The sequence below is a fragment of the Nitrospira sp. M1 genome, from assembly GCF_965152605.1.
The window spans coordinates 3,444,641-3,461,472 of record NZ_OZ224217.1; the positions used below are offsets into that span (position 1 = coordinate 3,444,641).

The following is a 16,832-nucleotide window of genomic DNA, read 5'->3' on the forward strand; positions in this document are numbered from 1 at the left end:
AAACCCGATCACATAAATATGCCTGCTGTGGGTTGGCCATCATCGGCATCATTCATTATTCATCCTTCGCGAATGGAAAATTCCGGAACCTCAGAAGGCCACCAAGGAGGATGCGTGATCGCTTCATGCTGAAACATCTCGTTCCACACATTCCCTGGAATTCTCCCGCCGTTAATCCAAAGAGACCAATCAGTCTCTAAGACTGCCCCTTCTTCCATTGAAAGAAACGGAGTCGTAACAGCCCCTTTCACAACAGCCGACGACTTGAGATGCATGCTTTTTTTCGCTTTCACATTGCCGGTAATCACTCCTTGAGTCACGATGGAATCCGCCTGGATGTCTGCTTCCACCATCCCTTCTTCACCAACGATCACGGATCCTTGTGTATGGATTTCCCCTTCGAGATTTCCATCAATTCGCATTTTCCCATCTCCAGTCATCACGCCTTTGCATTCGCCACCTGGTCCCAAAAAGGCGGAAGGATTGTCCTCCCGCCATTCACCAGGTTCCTGAGTTTTCGCTCGTACAGGCTTTGGCTCTTGTGCGATTCTGGAAATCCGACGAATGGGATAGATCGTACCTTTTAGCCGGGAAGGCCTTCCGTGTAACAAGGCAATTTGCTTCATTGCGCTCCAATTGGATCCAGGGAACAATTCTGGTGTTTTACAATCATAGGGAACGCCTAGGACAATCCCAACGACATCCCTAGGAAAATCACTTATATTCTCGGCAGTTTTTCTAAAATCCTGATTGTTATTCAAACAAATCATAAAATAATTCGAAGGCATGTTATTCATTGGCGAGATAATCAGAGACAGGGTAAGCCATTTGAAGGCGTATTGTGGAAACGCTTCTCAACGAGCCTGGACCGTCGTTCTACCGAATATTGCTTGACAATCCATCTTTCTTTTCTCTTTCAAATCAATCATTGACACAAGTCATATCGCTATTGCCCTGCGATCCTTGGAAACCCTTCATAATTCGTGGCAGACGGCACGTCCTTCCGCTTGCGAGCATTTCCTGTGTTGGTGTAATCTTTCAACGTTCCAAGCAGGGATATGCTATAGACGAAACGAGAGATACGCGTTCGTGAAGACTCTACAACCCCTCACTATTGACTCGTTGTTGAATGAACTGAGAACACATCCCGTCAACAGCAATGACTTTTTCGTGGATTTCAGAGATCGTGTTCTCACAACGGCTCAACTACAAAGGTTTATCAAGCAATATCATTTTTTCTGTCATCGGTTCGTCAAACTCTTAGAGGGGCTGCTTTATCAGACGCCACTTGAAGAATTGGAAATGCGCGTCGAACTCACGAAAACCCTCTATTCCGAGCTCGGAAGTGGATCACTGAATCACGCGCATATTCGGCAACTCGAACGTTTTGCCGAGGCAGCTGAAATCAGTAAGCAGGACTTACGACAGACTCAACCTGTCCCAGAAGTCCAGGGATATCTCGACATTGTGCACAACCTCTTCATGGAAGCCGGATATTTACAAGCCCTTGGCGCGGAATGGGCAATTGAAACAACTGCCATTTCAGAATTTCAGTATTTTCTTCCAGGGTTACAGAAGTATCCACAATTCACGCCACATGATCTCACATTTTTTTCGATGCATCTTGAAGAAGAAATGGCTCACAGCGATTGGATGACACAAGGCGTACGCCACACCGCAAAAAATTACGAAGACCTTGAGCAGGTCGCTCTTGGAGCCCGACAAACCGTCGAAGCATGGCACAGCTTCTGGAAGGGCATGCATCGGACGGTTTTTGATTCATGTGCCTAGATGAGGAACATACCCGTGCAAGACACAACGATTTCTACCCGTGCGCAACAGTCTGACGAACCGCTCACACTCGAAGGCGAGATCCTCCATCAACGCGCATGGCGTATGCCCGACCTGATCATCTATCAGCATGGTCCAGAAGAATGGTGGGTCAGCCCACTCGATGAAGATTTACCCTTGATCCAACTGAACCGCATGGGAGCCTCACTCCTGGGGGCTATGGACGGCCATTCAACCCTAGCCGCCTTGGTCAGTCGATTTGGGAAATGGATCTGTGGACCGAATCAAGAAACCGGCCAATGGTTTTTAGAACGATGGGCGCTCCCGCGATACTCACTCTGTTTTTACGGATCTGAAGCGCCAAGCGGACACAGCGCGGACGCGAAGTGGGACCTACTCTTACAACGTGTGCGCGAAGGATGGCACGGAAATGTCGCTAAAGAAACCGAAGGGCATCTTTCAAAGTTTCATATGCAAGGAATTCAGACACAACATGGGCATTTTGAAATCATTGAAACAACGGTTTCCCATCTTTTCCGAGAACCCTGTGAAGCCTTACATGGCCTGACCTATGGTCGACTGCTAGGACAAACACTCCGGAAAATGGGATGGTTGAGCCCTCGCCCCACACGCATCGTCGAAGTAGGGGCAGGATTAGGGTATGTGTCGAAAGAGTTGGCTGGCGAATTAGGAGAAGAAGAACGTCGAAACATTCGCTATACATTCTTAGATCTGACACGTCCGTTTTTAGGTTCGCAAACAAGCCTGGCTCGCTCCGCTGGATGGAACGCTTCAGCCACTCAAGCGAACGCGGAACAACTCCCATTTACCGATGGAAGTGTCGATCTGATTATCGATAATGAAAACTTAGCGGATATGACGCCTGTTCACTTGACGGCCAAGGAATTGGAGTCACACGAGGGCACCACCCCTCAACATCAAGCCGCATTAGACCTTATCCGCCGTCTCCACTTACCACTCGATAAGCCCTTTCCCAATGAAATCATTTTTAATTATGGAGCACTGTCATTTCTCATAGAAGCCTGGCGAGTGCTGAAACCAGGGGGCCATGCCATTCTCATAGAATTTGGGATTGAAACAGGCTATCCCGAACCAGTGAAACTCCCGGGGCACACCGAATACGAAGTCCAATATTCACATATGCGCCACGCCGCACGCGGCCTTGGATTTCGGGAACAATATTGTGCGCTGCCACAACTGTTGAGTATTTCAGGAGAGACTCAAGTCCTCTGTACTGGAGCCGCCTACGCCATCCGTCGCATTTGCGAAGCGCTCGACACCCCATTTGCGGTTCGTGCCTACACGCAAGATGAACTCAAACATACGCTTGGCGACACGCTCCCGAAGTTAAACGGCTTGCATTATCACAGCGTGCTCGACCCTGCATGGTTCGGCCTCTGGGACTTTAAAGTGCTGATGCTTGAAAAGCCAGGCGCTAAAATTCATCGTCCCAACTATCAAGAATCCAAAGGATTTCGGTGGTATAGCCAACGATAGATGTCTTCGAGATGTGCAACAATACGACTAACGATCGCGCGTGCGCTTATTCATAAGATCAATCAGCATTCCCTCCCGCAATCCATAATCACTGACTAAACACCGCGTAAATCCCATTGTTTCCATAATCGTTCGAAGAATGATCGTACCGGCGACAATGACGCCTTCTCGGCCTGCCTCTAGACCAGGAAGCTGGGCACGCTCAGCCCTCGTGCGCGAGCGCACGTCATGCTCTAACTCACGAATCTTCTCAAGGGTTAGCCAGTAATTGTGGATGCGGGCTGGCTCATAACGTAACAACTGCTGTGCCATTGCTGCTAAGGTCGTCACGGTCCCAGCTGTCCCCACAAGCGTGGCAGAGGCCAGGTCACCCCATTGTACTTGGAAAGTCTGTAGCTGTTCATTGATCAGTCGTTCGGTCGCAAGCACCTCCTGTTCATTCGGTGGGTCTGAATGCAAATACCGCTCAGTTAACCGGATCGCGCCAATATCAAGTGAAGCAACGATTGACTGCCCCTCACGGGTCATTCGAATAAACTCCGTACTTCCTCCACCGATGTCTAGACCGACACATTCGCCAATTTCAGATGGAAGACCAAATTTGATTCCGAGTACTGTGCGACGCGCTTCTTCGTCTCCACTCAATACCTCTATCGAAAACCCTGTCTCCAGCCTCACTCTCTCCAAGAACTCCAGTTGATTGCTGGCGTCTCGAACAGCACTAGTCGCCACAAGCACGGTCGCGTCGACCTGACAATGTGCAAATCTCGTCCGCCACTCACCAAGGACGTCGATCACCCTCTTCATGGCCTGGCCATTGAGCCGCCCCTCATGATCCACCCCTTCTCCCAAGCGTAAGATTCGACGATCCGAATCGATCTCTTGCATGCTTCCTTCTGGAGTAATGTCAGCAACTAACAGCCGACAGGTCAACGTTCCGATATCAATACCCCCGGCAATCACCGTAAGCCCCCTCCTTTGATCGATGCATACATATATCTCATTTTCATCTTTTCCTTCGACAAAGAGGTGTGATAGGATTCCATGATCATTACATTCACCGTTTCAATGACCTCTTCATTGGCAAAGGAGCTCCGGATTATATGTCTGAAATTGCTTGTCTGAAATGCGAAAAAACATCAGAAATGATGACGGATAATTTATTCCTAGGAAAATTAGAGCAAGAAATTAAAAATAATGTCTGCCAGGATTGCTGGAATGAATGGAATGGCCCAGGCGGAGTCAAAACCATGGTCATCAATGAATACCGTTTAAACCTGGGAGATGAAAGTGCACGAGAGACGCTTAAAAATCAAATGCGCGCCTTCTTCAAACTCCCGGATGCCACAGCTGAATTTAAGGACTACCGGACGTAATCCTACCAGTACCTGAATCGTTTATAACCGCCACGTCAGGATACCTGCATTTTCGATATCCTTAGCTGTCCACATTCATTTTCGTGGCTAAAGCCCGATCACCTGCTTCGCCTATGCGTGGACTTGCCTTCCTTTAGATTCTTTTTATACAAACCGATACCCCTTTGAAGATGCACCAGCAATATAAATGGTTCGAAGGAGAGTCGCATGTCTTCATTAGCTCAGGTGGGAAGTTCTTTTCCGAACATTCAGCAAAATTCCACTCCCCCCTCATTCACCGCGACATCGAATCAACTGCACGCTCGCTCACGCTCCCTGAACACCACCAATTTTACGTTTGTAACAGCAGAAGGTGACCGAGTTTCACTGTCATCTGCCTCAGAAGTCAATACATCCTTCGGAACCTACACATTTCAAGGACTGAGCAATGACCAGAAAGTGAGCATCCAAGGCCAGCAATTCAGCACCTCTATCCAACAGCACTTCAATCTACTCGTTGAAGGCGATCTCAATGAACAAGAACAAGCCGACATTCAAGCATTTCTCACGTCAGCACAAAATATCCTTCAAGAATTAGAACAGGGTCGCACGGAGAAAGCCACGAATGCTGCCGTTTCTCTAGCAAAACTTGAAACCCTTTCTCACGCAGCCCTTTTTGTTCGTCAATCAACGTCCGTCTCCTTGGCCACACAGTCTACTCGAGTTGCTATTCCTGGAGGAGCAGGATTGCATGAACGTGCAAGAGCAGGTGATCAGGCAAACCTAGAAGAAATCAATGCCCTTGAATACATTCTAGGGAAATTACAAAAAGCACAAGAACTCTTTCAGCTTGACCCAGAACAATTAGGAAACCGATTCCCAACATTCGTGACCACACTCTTGAAATCTCTCGAGAACGACTCTGACCCCACAGACTCACCACCGACATTATTAGAGCAATTCCAAAAAAAAATTCTGGAGGCTCTCCTTGAACCCCCTGAACATCTCAAGGATCAAACGCAGACAATTGAGCCCCCTACAGATCAATCCAACCTTATAAATCCCACATCTCTTCTCAATAATGAAGCCATACCGAATACAACGTCGCCTAAACAACAATCAACCCATACTCCATAGAGACCCCAGGGATACGCGCGCTTACATTCCCTCTACATCGTCTCACAAATTCATAGAAATTATATAAGCAACCAAGCCTGGAAAACACGTGTCAAGCCCTTGGTCTTCCCCCTTGAACCTGTCATGCAGTCACGTTAGGATAAACGAATGGGAATTGAGTTAGAAAAAGGAATTTTCCTTATTGCCACCCCGTCCTTGCGTGACCCGAATTTTCGGCAGACCGTTATTCTCCTCTGCGAACATGGTCATGAAGGCGCTCTAGGCGTCGTCATAAATCGACCTACGGAAATCAATATCACCGAAGTGCTTCCTCAAATCCCCATCATTGAGGGGCAGCGTCATCACGTCTTTACCGGGGGACCGGTTCAAAAAAACAGCTTACTTATTCTGTATCGCGTTCCAGAAGAACCATCAGACACACACCACGTGGTCGATGGAGTGTATTTAGGTGGGAATGTGCAAACGCTTGAACGAATCTTGGAAGAACCGTCAAGCAATGAAATGTTTCGTGCCTTTATGGGGTATTCAGGGTGGGCTCCCGGGCAGCTTGAAAATGAGATGCAGACCGGGTCATGGTTGACACTCCCCGCCGACCCTACATGGGTATTTGAGAAAGACCCTGCATTGTTGTGGGGAGAAATAATTCAATCGTTAGATGAAAGCTATAAAATCTACATGGATATGCCTGCAGATCCAACTTTAAACTAGTTCTTCCTGTTCGTCGGGAGATGCGGCTCTCTCAATCGCACTCACTGTTGTCCTTCCTTGGTGCACAAACATACGCTATAAATGTCGTATCGCCTGATTCATTAGACTTTCAAACAGTTCATGCACCCTCTGATTCAAAGAATAGTCACTTTCAATCTCTTCATACTCTGATACTTTTTCGTCCGGCCAAAAATAGACAATGGCCGTATCGTGCCCCTCGAGTAACTCAGGATACGTTAAAACTTTGCTATCCAACTCCCCTTCTCGAACCGCCTGGACAATATCAAAGATTGTATGTTGATGATATCGTTCAGAAAAGAAGGTGCCATGCGGAAGTGGGTGCGGAGAAGCCCAACCGTCATGAAACGGTTTTACATTCAAGGTCAGACATGCTTGGGCTTCAAAGATGTACGGTGAGAGTCGCCCATTGCCAATAGGCTGAGACTGACAATACCGTAACACACGTCCCCACATGGAAGTCGGAACAGCCGTCACAAAAAAATAATCTGATGTTGTCGATACCATCATGCCATTCCTACCATAGCCACATCTCCCATACAGCCAATACTCACATCTATTGTTTCAATCAATAGCCTGGGCACACCGTTTCCAGATACTGCCGCAAGGTATTGAAACTGACTCATTCTTCCCAGATACCCGATGCCAAGACATCATCAAGCATGTGCAATGAACGTTGCTCATGTGAGGTCCTCGTGAATAGTCCTTTCCTGGATTACAGATATTATCCAATCCGATACGGAAAATATCAAAATTATGACCGTCACGCTGTTCGTCCCGACAAACTCCTGAACGAACACAAAGTAAGACCAATGCCTCTTAATTAACGATATGTCAACCACTTACAACGATTAATGGCTTCATGCTACCTGCCGAACCAAGCATAATTCGCCTACGGCTTAGACTCCATACCGCTCAATCATCTATCTATTCAATGAACGAGCAAGAACTAGACCACTATCAACTCCGTAAAATGTTAGATCCCACGCCATCAATGTCAAACCAATGGTTATTGCATGGGCACAACGGAACTGACCTGCAGCCAGACATTTCAACTACAGGAAATCAGACACGCTATAAACCTACGCTCCTATTTTTAATCAGACCGTACACAGACCTATGAAGACGAAAGGACTTGGTGAATAGTCTCACTCAGGTCATGCAGAAGAAGGGGCTTCCATAAGAAGGCCCGAATTCCCAAGTCTCGAGCTTTTTCTGGTGTCATGCCAGGGCTATACCCCGTGCAGAGGATAATCGGAATATCCGGGCGTCGACGCAGCAGTTCTTGTGAAAGCACTTCACCAGTCATATTGGGCATTGTTTGGTCTGTGATCACAAGGTCAAAATCTTCCGGAGCCTCACAAAAGACTTTCAGGGCAGCAACACTTTGCGTCTCGACTCTCACGTTATAGCCAAGTTGTTTTAAAATTTCCTTTCCCAGGTGAGCAATTGACTCTTCATCCTCAACAAATAAAATGCGCTCTCCTGCTCCAATCTTCAGCGAGACCTCATTTGATCGTTCCTCTACGGATGTGACATTGAGTTCAGGCAAAAATATCGTAAAGGTCGTTCCCTTACCCAACACACTATCAACGATGATCCCCCCATTGTGGTTTGAAAGAATGCCATGCACGACAGACAATCCAAGTCCAACTCCATCACCGGCATCTTTTGTGGTAAAAAATGGATCGAATATTCTATCGAGAATCTCTGGTGGTATGCCAGGGCCAGTATCACGAATCGTAAGCTTCAAATACGATCGCCCCTTCATCTCTCTCTCAGAATAGGCTTGCCCAGAAAATGCGCGTCCATTCTCTTCATCCGTGAGGAGGCAATGTTCTAAACTCACCTCCAGCAGACCACCACTTTCCCCCATAGCCTGTGCCGCATTCGTACACAGGTTCATCAACACCTGATGAATTTGAATAGGATCGCCGATGATCGGGCTAACCTCATTTTTGAGTGAAGTGTTGATTTCAATGGTTGTTGGGAGCGTTGCTCGAAGAAATCGAAGGGCTTCTTCAATGACCTGTGGCAAATGTATCGGTTTGAGCTCTTGATCTGTCTGACGACTAAAGACAAGAATTTGTTTAGTGAGACCTTTGGCTCGAATTCCAGCGGCATGCACTTCTTCAAGATATCGATACACTGGACTGGTTGCTGGGAGAAATGAACGGGCCAATTCATTAAACCCAAGAATCGCGGTTAAGATATTGTTAAAATCATGCGCGATGCCTCCAGCCAATGTCCCGATAGCTTCCATTTTCTGTGACTGCCGAAGTTTGTTTTCGCTATCTCTAAGAGCCAGTTCGGTACCATGCCGCTCACAGGCAATACTGGCCAGATGCGCCCCGGTCGTCATGAGATGCTGATCATACGCAGTTGGGGAGCACGCCGACGGGTGTGCAATACAAAATGAGCCTAACACTTTCTCGTCTTTCCCAAAAAATGGAGTCGACCAACAGGCTCGAATGCCATGTTGTTCAGGAAAATCTCCAAATTTTGCGAAGCGAGGGTCTTGCCTGACATCAGAGACGATCACCGGTTTACCTAAAAATACCGCGGACCCGCACGATCCACTGAGATCTCCAACCGTCAGTCCATCAAGTCCCTGACTAAACTCTTCAGGAAGTGATGGAGCGGCCCCTAAACGTAGAGTTCTCCCATCATAATCGAGCAGAAGAATGGAACAATAGGTGCCGGCTCGTTGCTGCTCGATTAAGAGGCAGATTTTTTCGAGGACATGACTGAGCGGTTCATCACATGCCAACAGCTGTAAGACCGTATTCTGAGCTTGCAAGAGCTGCTCAGCTCGTTTTCGCTCGGTAATATCTGTTGCCATTCCACAAATAACATTCGACTCTTCGTGAAAAGCGGGAACAGGAAATTTAATAGAAAGATACGTACGCTCACCACCATCTTGAGGAACAACCTCTTCAAACTCGATCGCCGCTTGCGCTTCATGAACCTGCCGATCATTGGCAAACAACACATCCGCTATTTCCTGTGGAAATACATCATGAACCGTTTTTCCGATTACATCCTTTCGCGACAAGGAAAACCGATCCTCCCATTGACGATTGACCATCAAATACCGACCATGTGGATCTTTGACAAAGACCAAGGCCGGGGAATTATCGAAAATAGCCTGAAACCGCTCTTCACTTTTTTGGATCGCAACCTCAGCTTCTTTCTGTTTAGTAATATCAAGGAGGAACCCTTGAAGAAATTTCGGCTCATCATGCTGATCATACACGACACTCACAAGATCATGGATCCAGACAGTCCCACCGCTCGCGGTTTTCAATCGATATTCAAGTTCAAAGTTTTGCTGTTGCTTTGCAGTATCACGACAATAGGCTAAGACCCATTCATGATCATCAGGATGAATGCACCCCTCCCACGCCTGATCCTGAGCCCAATGCGATTCAGGAAACCCGAGGAGTTGTTGAACTTGGGGGCCAATGTACAGCATTCGCCATGTCGCATATTCCATCTCCCATGGAATAAAGTGAGCCGACTTCACAAGCCGTTCAAAGCGGGCAGTATTATTCGAGAGTGTTTCCTCAAGTCGTGCACGCTCAATCACCATACCCGCAAGATGAGCATAAATCTCAATAAGCCCGTGCTGCATGCCGTCCGGAGTCCGAGGTTCAGGAAAATACAGGGCAAAGGTCCCGAGAACGTTACCGGTCGAAGAAAATATCGGAGTTGACCAACAGGCCCGAAAGCCATGCTCTATTGCAAGATCCTTATACTCATTCCAACGAAAATCACTGGCAATATCAGACACAATGACGGTTTCTCGTTCAAATGCCGCAGCTCCACATGACCCGGTCTCTGGCCCGATACTCACTCCGTCAATTTTTCGAATATAGGAATCCGGCAAGCTGGGTGCGGCAATATGACGTAAGGTTTCACCATGCAACAGAAGAATAGAACACCACATTTCTGGAAACTGCCCCTCAATCTTCTGACAAAAAAGAGTCAGGATATCTGGCAAAGATTCACCAATGGCAATTTTTTCTAAAAGAAGCTTTTGGTTGGCTATAGAGGAAAGCGCATGCTGACGCGCATGAATGTGAGTGGGCAACTGAAGTTGATCCAAATGAGGAACGTCCCGCTTTGACTCAGAAAGCGAAGGAGGAGAAGAAGGATCTTGGTTCATACATCGACTCTTTCATTGGCATTTAGCTCCGGCTACACAACGGCAGGAACGTTTATTGAGAGAAAATCAATAAGTTCGTATGAGTCAGCCAATGAAAACGTCGCGAAAAAATAGAAGACACCTCTCGAATGGTATGAATGGAATCGATAGTATGGAACGTAAGAAAGAGAAATATAAATAAGGTAGACAGGGAACGAATATTAGACAAATCAACAACGAATTATACCACAGCACATATCTTGCGCAACCTAGAGAAATACGATGTGTACCATAAATTATGTTGGAATACTCTACGCTGACACCTCCCTCCCTTCTCTGCAAGGCATTTCCAATACATTCGCTTACTTCTTTGATAAAGCATGGACTGCCTACCCACGGTTGCATTCATCGCTTTCGACTCAATGAAAGAGTTATCCAGGACAACCCCATGTTTGTAAATATTCAATGAGCTCCAATAGGAAAAAGTCTCCCCCAAATAAATAGAACTGCATGGAACAAAATTGGGCTCGACACCGCATACATATTCCTGTTTGAAAAAATGATTGACGTTCTGTCTGATTGGATAAAAGGATATATGCTATAACACGCTACCGAAGCTTCTGGCGTCAAAATTGATGAGACCAATTCCGACTTCACCAGAAAAGTATTTCAACCTGCCAGTGTATTACTGAAAATCATGATCATGCCTGCATGCTGACCGAGCCTTTCTCTTTCAAGACTTATGGAAGACGCAATCTAGATCACGTGGTAATCTCATACGTATGAACACTGAAATTCGGTCAAATCATTGGTTGATGGATTTCGTCAAGCTCTTAGTCAGCCACAAGATGCTCATCATGTTGCTGACGGGGTTCGCCTCCGGCTTACCGTTACTCCTCACAGGATCAACCTTAAAATTTTGGCTGCGTGAAGAGGGACTCGATCTCAGCACCATCGGCTTTTTCAGTCTTGTCGGCTTGCCCTATACGCTCAAATTTCTTTGGGCTCCCTTGATGGATCGTTTCGTTCCCATCGACTTCGGTCGACGGCGCGGATGGATGCTTATTAGTCAGATTGCCCTACTCCTTTCCATCAGTGCAATTGCACTCACCAATCCTCTCACGCATGTACCCAGTCTCGTCACACTCTGCCTCCTTATTACGTTTTTCAGTGCAAGTCAGGATATAGTCTTGGATGCCTATCGACGCGAGGCATTAACAGATGAAGAGCTCGGCATCGGCTCTTCAATCTTTATCTATGGATACCGACTCGGTATGCTGACCTCGGGTGCCCTTGCACTCTTCCTCGCTGATCAAGACCTCTTCTCATGGCAAGATGTCTATCTCATCATGGGAGCCTGCATGTTGATCGGCATCGTTGCGACATGGCTTGCTCAAGAACCGACAAGAGATTATCCCCTCCCTGCATCACTTCAAGAAGCGATCGTCGGGCCGTTTGTAGAATTTTTCTCGCGACCACACGCTATCCTGGTTGTGGCCTTCATCCTTCTCTATAAACTTGGAGACAGCATGGGGTCAGAAATGATTTCCCCATTGATGGTCGATCTCGGAGTTTCTAAAACACAATATGCCATGGTCGTCAAATTATTTGGGATGGTGGCCTTAATTGTTGGAGGCCTGTTGGGGGGATTAGTGATTTACCGACTTGGGATCATCCGTTCTCTCTGGATTTTTGGCATCTTACAAATGATCTCGACGGCCGGGTTCGTGATACTGGCGATTGCAGGAAATCACCTCGTAATTCTGACAGCTGTCATCGCCTTTGAAACAATCACCAGTGGTCTAGGACAGACGGCCTATGTCGCCTTCATGGCCAGCATCACGAATAAACGATTTACCGCCACACAATATGCCCTACTGACAAGTTTAATGGGTGTTCCACGCGTGATCGCAGGATCAACAACGGGCCTCCTCGCTGACTGGGTTGGCTGGGAAATCTTCTATACGTTTTGTACGCTCATTGCCTTGCCGGGACTTCTGCTCATTGGACGAATCGCCAAGCTCAAAGCCGATGAGGCATCGAGAGAAACGCACCAGGCACTTCCCGCTGAAGAAAGCCGATAACCCACCATCCGGTCATTTCTTGGGAAACCATGGGACAAAAGTACTGGTGGTCCGTTGATACTCACGATACTCCTCCCCACGTGTCGACAACGCCTGAGCCTCAGCATAAGGAATGCCGCTTACCTTGAGAAGTGCTGTAATCATCAGCACCGGCCCAATCAGCGTAAGCCCACCATACGGGACTCCAATCGCCATCACAACATAGGAAGTCCAGATCATTCCCTCAAAAAAGTAATTGGGGTGACGAGAATACCGCCAGAACCCATCACGATATATTTTCCCCGCATTCTCAGGAATTTGACGAAATTTCGCTAATTGAGAGTCTGCCAACGCTTCTCCCGTCATCGCGAAAATCCAAAGCATCATTCCCAGAATTTCTCCTATCGCAAACGGCGGATACGGATTGCTCATGAGAACGAACAATGGGATAAAAAAAATGACCACGGCTAGGGCTTGTCCTTGAAAATAGACAAAGAACCCCAAGGGCGCCCAACGTCCCATGTTGTTTCGAAGTGTCTGATATCGAGCATCTTCGAATTTGCCATAGATCCGATGAACACATAGATGCCCGGCTAAGCGAAATGCATAAACTGCCCCCATTGCGCCGACGAGTCCTTTTCGCAAGATATCTCCTGGAAGCAAATTCACAGAGACGATACTCAGGACACCGAAGAGCAGACAAAACCCGACATCGGCAAGGACCGCATTACGATGAAAACAGTAGAAACACCACAGGCCAAGCATGACGATGGCCCCACTCAGCCAGACGATGAGAAGAAAATCAAAGGAAAGAGAGAGAAAGGACATACGAGCGAAAAATGATACAATGAAAAGTGAAAATTTAAGAATACAATCTAAGTAAAATTGAAGGATCGTAAATTTTCAATTTCCATTTCTCAATTTCCATAGCGCATCTTGCACTATCCTGCGTTCAATGAAAGGGGACTACGCACGAGATTCTCTTCGGCTTGAGCATTTAACTGGACTTCGATCAGAAATACCTGCTCTTCCGGGATTTCCCCCTGTTGAATCAGATGATCGCGGATGACTTGGGCGCGTCGCTGCGCTAAGAGACGAACAGCATGTTCGTCTACATCTATCGCCTCGACTAATTGACGTTTCATACGTTCCCAGGGTTCCCCCTGTACAGACTCATTGTCCTTAGCATTGACATCTGCGTCCTTAGCCTCGAGCACATCATCTGAACGTGATTCTGTCTCCTGATCATTGTCAGGAACGGACTCTAGCTTCGTTGCTTGAGCTTCGCCGAACTGCTGAACAAAAAGTTCACGAATCACACGATGGTATTCATCATCACTCATGGCTGCCTCCTCACTGTCACGCAGCGTATCGAGCTGAGCTCCAAGCTTGGCCTCAGCCAGAGCGATCCGATCATGCGTCGGATCGGCCGTTCCCGTGACTTCCAGCCTCAGCGCCGGACGCTCAACAAGTGCCTTGGCTAACGATTGTAGTTTTTCCTGTTCTTTCTCCTTCAACTCCTGAGATCCAAGGTCAAATTCCACGAACTGCAGGTCATCGCTTCCTCCTCCGATAAGCCCTCCAACAAGATTAAAGGGCGAGGCCACCGCCTTCGTAAGCAAATTGAGTAAGGCCTGGATGACCACACCGCCATAGCTGAAATCTGGATCATTCAGATCACCTCGAACCGGCAAATCAATATCGATTTTGCCATGCCGATCCTTGAGGAGCGCGAGTGCTAAGGGAACTGGCAAAGACGTGGCATCTGGGCTTCCCGTCTCTGCACCCATCGTCATTTGATCGACAAGAACCTTGTTTTCCCCTTCCAAGACATGCTCAGCAATCTTGTAGGCAAGATCAAGGGATAGCTTCCCCTTTGTAATCGGGTGACCTGCGTATTTTCCGGCATATGGGGACACTGCGGTCAAATCCACATTATCAAACACAAGCGAGAGGTCAGTGTAGGCGTCCTTACTCAGTGGATTAATTTTTCCTTTCACTTCGAAGGGCGCATACGTATCAACTTTTCCTTTGAGATTCACATCGGCTTTCGCCACTTGCGCCGAGGAAAGTCCTGAAATCGTCCCAGTGAGTTCTTGAATACCGGTGAGGACATTCGGTTCCAGGGACTGATCGGCAAATTGTGCAGCGGCATTCTCGAGACGAACTCTATCAACCTTGACAGAGAGCGGCTCTTGATCCCCATCAGCAGATTCGGACGGAGTCGAGGCCTCATCCTGCGATTCCTGTTCCGGTTCATCTTGTGAACCAGGGGGAGAAAACAACCGCGAGACATTCATTGCTCCATCCGGACCTATCGTCGCTTTAATAAAGGGCTTTGACAGCGCGACCTCATCAATCGACACTGCCGTCGGCGCAACATCCAAATTCAAGCCATTGACCGCAAGCGATTCGACTTTCAAAAACGCTTCATCTAACTCAGGATCACGAGCAACAAACCGATTGAGCGCAATGCGTCCACCGTAATGAACAAGCGGGGAGGCGGTGGGTGCATCCTGATAGGTCATCCTCCCCTCCAGTTCCACAACCCCATCAACAAGCTCAAGCTGCACATGTGGGGAGAGATATGGAGCGAAGGAAGAAAGGGCAACCTCGGACAGGCTCAGCTCAAGGTCAGCCACGACAGGATCCACATCCACGGTTCCTTTCGTCTTCACTTTTCCTGAATCGTTTAGGGTCAATACTAAGGAAAGATCAAATGGCTCCTCAAAGTTCGTCTCGAGTCCCTTGACTTGCAGATCAATCCCGGTGAAATTGAGTGACGCCGGCATTTCCAGGGTTCGATCCTCGAAATCAATTGCATAGTTCTGCACGGCGAAATCTTGGACATCGATCAGCCACGGCTTCTCCTGAGCCGAGGGATCGTCAGAAGGAGAGGCATCTTGTTGAGGATCTTGTGCAGATCCCTGGCCCTGCTCTGACGCATCTATGGGAGCAAAAAGTTCCTGATAATTAACTATGCCCTTGTCATTCAACCAGATCACAAACGTAGCGTCTTTGGAACGTATCAATGGAATAGTCACCTGTTGCTCTGTCACATCAACCGTAACGCCTTCCACATCAAGGGAAGGAATAGCAAATACCGTGTCCGCATTCCCCTTGGCCGCCATGCTCAACTCGCTCACATGAAGTTCGCCCTTGCTCAATTTCGTTTCGAGATGTTCCCCTTGCATAGTTAGCTGATATTCCGTGCTGACATTCAATACCCCTTTTTGTATCTCAAAACGTAGCTGGTCCTGAAGATATCGCCATGGCGTGTGAAGCTGTAATTCTGTCAGCGAGATCTTCCCTGTGGAACTGAATGGCTCTAGCACAAGCGTCCCTTCCCACTCAAAGACCTCTCCTTCGCTTAACTCGGCAGTGACGGAATAAGGGTTTTCTAAATCAGGATGCGTGGCAAAGTTATTGAGGGAAATTTCAATCGGAACAATATGAGCATGAAATGGAGTCGGCCGAGATTCATCATGAAATTCAACCATGCCTTGCTCAATCGCAATACGATGAATTTCAATGGCCGGCACACCCGTATCGTCACTAGCCTCTTGCACGGATTCGTCATCTGCAGACTCTCCATCCGGCTCAGAAGAAGTTGTCGGCCCCAACTCAGCAACGTTCATGGTGCCATCCGGTCGAATCTTCAGCAGTCCGTACGGCAACACCAATTTAATCTGTTCAAAGGTATACACCTGACGAAACACCGACGAGACCTGAAAGTTCACAAAGAGTTCTTGAAATCCAAACAACGGGCTCTGGTCTTGCTCCTGCACTTCAAAGTCACGAACACTGAGTGAAAGCGTGAAGGGATTAAACGCGACGTCGCCCACCACCGCTGTACGGCCAAGCTGCTCAGTCAATATGACCGGAAGCTTCTCCTTGGCAACCCACGGGATCACCACAAATCCAACAAGGGTGTACAGCAACACCAGACTTACCAGAAGAATGACGAGTCGTTTTGTATTACGGAAGAATGCCATCACTCATCTCACCCATTACAGAGCGTTCATAGCAAAGTGCCCAGGACCATACCATAGAGTTTACCATTTCACTATATACATCTACAGACAACGGTTCGTG

12 protein-coding genes are annotated in these 16,832 nt (G+C 47.7%); 6 read left to right on the top strand and 6 right to left on the bottom strand.

Annotated elements, in window-relative coordinates; translation table 11 throughout:
• Positions 1 to 59 precede the first annotated feature (59 nt).
• Positions 60 to 626 (bottom strand): polymer-forming cytoskeletal protein, encoded by a 567-nt coding sequence (locus ACWHX8_RS15510; protein ID WP_447969041.1) that lies wholly within the window; start codon positions 624 to 626, stop codon positions 60 to 62.
• Positions 627 to 1,089: 463 nt separating this feature from the next.
• Between ACWHX8_RS15510 and ACWHX8_RS15515 the strand changes: the two genes are divergently transcribed.
• Both ACWHX8_RS15515 and ACWHX8_RS15520 read left to right on the top strand, forming a co-directional pair.
• Positions 1,090 to 1,791 (top strand): TenA family transcriptional regulator, encoded by a 702-nt coding sequence (locus ACWHX8_RS15515; protein ID WP_447969042.1) that lies wholly within the window; start codon positions 1,090 to 1,092, stop codon positions 1,789 to 1,791.
• 15 nt (positions 1,792 to 1,806) lie between these two features.
• Positions 1,807 to 3,309, top strand: a complete 1,503-nt coding sequence (locus ACWHX8_RS15520) for a class I SAM-dependent methyltransferase (RefSeq protein ID WP_447969043.1) — start codon at positions 1,807 to 1,809, stop codon at positions 3,307 to 3,309.
• Positions 3,310 to 3,336: 27 nt separating this feature from the next.
• On the opposite strand, the gene ACWHX8_RS15525 is transcribed toward ACWHX8_RS15520, so the two are convergent.
• The gene (locus ACWHX8_RS15525; RefSeq protein ID WP_447969044.1) at positions 3,337 to 4,272 is read right to left on the bottom strand and encodes a Ppx/GppA phosphatase family protein; all 936 of its coding nucleotides are present in this window, start codon (positions 4,270 to 4,272) and stop codon (positions 3,337 to 3,339) included.
• Between the two features lie 140 nt (positions 4,273 to 4,412).
• On the opposite strand from ACWHX8_RS15525, the gene ACWHX8_RS15530 reads away from it, so the two are divergent.
• From ACWHX8_RS15530 to ACWHX8_RS15540, 3 genes are all read left to right on the top strand, one after another.
• Positions 4,413 to 4,685 carry a Fe(2+)-trafficking protein gene (locus ACWHX8_RS15530; RefSeq protein ID WP_447969045.1) on the top strand — a complete coding sequence of 91 codons (273 nt, stop codon included), beginning with the start codon at positions 4,413 to 4,415 and terminating at the stop codon, positions 4,683 to 4,685.
• 207 nt (positions 4,686 to 4,892) lie between these two features.
• Positions 4,893 to 5,801: a hypothetical protein gene (locus ACWHX8_RS15535; protein ID WP_447969046.1), complete on the top strand. Its 909-nt coding sequence runs from the start codon at positions 4,893 to 4,895 to the stop codon at positions 5,799 to 5,801.
• Between the two features lie 147 nt (positions 5,802 to 5,948).
• Positions 5,949 to 6,509, top strand: coding sequence for a YqgE/AlgH family protein (locus tag ACWHX8_RS15540; protein ID WP_447969047.1), 561 nt, complete (start codon positions 5,949 to 5,951; stop codon positions 6,507 to 6,509).
• 75 nt (positions 6,510 to 6,584) lie between these two features.
• Here the strand turns inward: ACWHX8_RS15540 and ACWHX8_RS15545 are convergent, their stop codons facing one another.
• Complete coding sequence (locus ACWHX8_RS15545) at positions 6,585 to 7,037, bottom strand: hypothetical protein (protein WP_447969048.1); 453 nt, start codon at positions 7,035 to 7,037, stop codon at positions 6,585 to 6,587.
• Positions 7,038 to 7,644: 607 nt separating this feature from the next.
• Entirely contained in the window at positions 7,645 to 10,695 is a 3,051-nt protein-coding gene (locus ACWHX8_RS15550; RefSeq protein ID WP_447969049.1) for a PAS domain S-box protein, read from the bottom strand.
• A 761-nt stretch (positions 10,696 to 11,456) separates the two neighbouring features.
• Here ACWHX8_RS15550 and ACWHX8_RS15555 point away from each other — a divergent pair.
• Positions 11,457 to 12,758 (top strand): AmpG family muropeptide MFS transporter, encoded by a 1,302-nt coding sequence (locus tag ACWHX8_RS15555; protein WP_447969050.1) that lies wholly within the window; start codon positions 11,457 to 11,459, stop codon positions 12,756 to 12,758.
• A gap of 12 nt (positions 12,759 to 12,770) precedes the next feature.
• On the opposite strand, the gene ACWHX8_RS15560 is transcribed toward ACWHX8_RS15555, so the two are convergent.
• On the bottom strand, positions 12,771 to 13,565 hold the full coding sequence (locus tag ACWHX8_RS15560; RefSeq protein ID WP_447969051.1) for a DUF1295 domain-containing protein: 795 nt from the start codon (positions 13,563 to 13,565) through the stop codon (positions 12,771 to 12,773).
• Between the two features lie 113 nt (positions 13,566 to 13,678).
• Positions 13,679 to 16,732 (bottom strand): DUF748 domain-containing protein, encoded by a 3,054-nt coding sequence (locus ACWHX8_RS15565; RefSeq protein ID WP_447969052.1) that lies wholly within the window; start codon positions 16,730 to 16,732, stop codon positions 13,679 to 13,681.
• Positions 16,733 to 16,832: the final 100 nt, after the last annotated feature.

Excerpts from the sequence above, each read along its gene's own strand:
- ACWHX8_RS15555 (WP_447969050.1), top strand. The coding sequence starts at position 11,457 with ATGAACACTGAAATTCGGTCAAATCATTGGTTGATGGATTTCGTCAAG.
- ACWHX8_RS15545 (WP_447969048.1), bottom strand. The coding sequence starts at position 7,037 with ATGATGGTATCGACAACATCAGATTATTTTTTTGTGACGGCTGTTCCG.
- ACWHX8_RS15540 (WP_447969047.1), top strand. The coding sequence starts at position 5,949 with ATGGGAATTGAGTTAGAAAAAGGAATTTTCCTTATTGCCACCCCGTCC.
- ACWHX8_RS15560 (WP_447969051.1), bottom strand. The coding sequence starts at position 13,565 with ATGTCCTTTCTCTCTCTTTCCTTTGATTTTCTTCTCATCGTCTGGCTG.
- ACWHX8_RS15530 (WP_447969045.1), top strand. The coding sequence starts at position 4,413 with ATGTCTGAAATTGCTTGTCTGAAATGCGAAAAAACATCAGAAATGATG.
- ACWHX8_RS15550 (WP_447969049.1), bottom strand. The coding sequence starts at position 10,695 with ATGAACCAAGATCCTTCTTCTCCTCCTTCGCTTTCTGAGTCAAAGCGG.
- ACWHX8_RS15535 (WP_447969046.1), top strand. The coding sequence starts at position 4,893 with ATGTCTTCATTAGCTCAGGTGGGAAGTTCTTTTCCGAACATTCAGCAA.
- ACWHX8_RS15565 (WP_447969052.1), bottom strand. The coding sequence starts at position 16,732 with ATGGCATTCTTCCGTAATACAAAACGACTCGTCATTCTTCTGGTAAGT.
- ACWHX8_RS15510 (WP_447969041.1), bottom strand. The coding sequence starts at position 626 with ATGAAGCAAATTGCCTTGTTACACGGAAGGCCTTCCCGGCTAAAAGGT.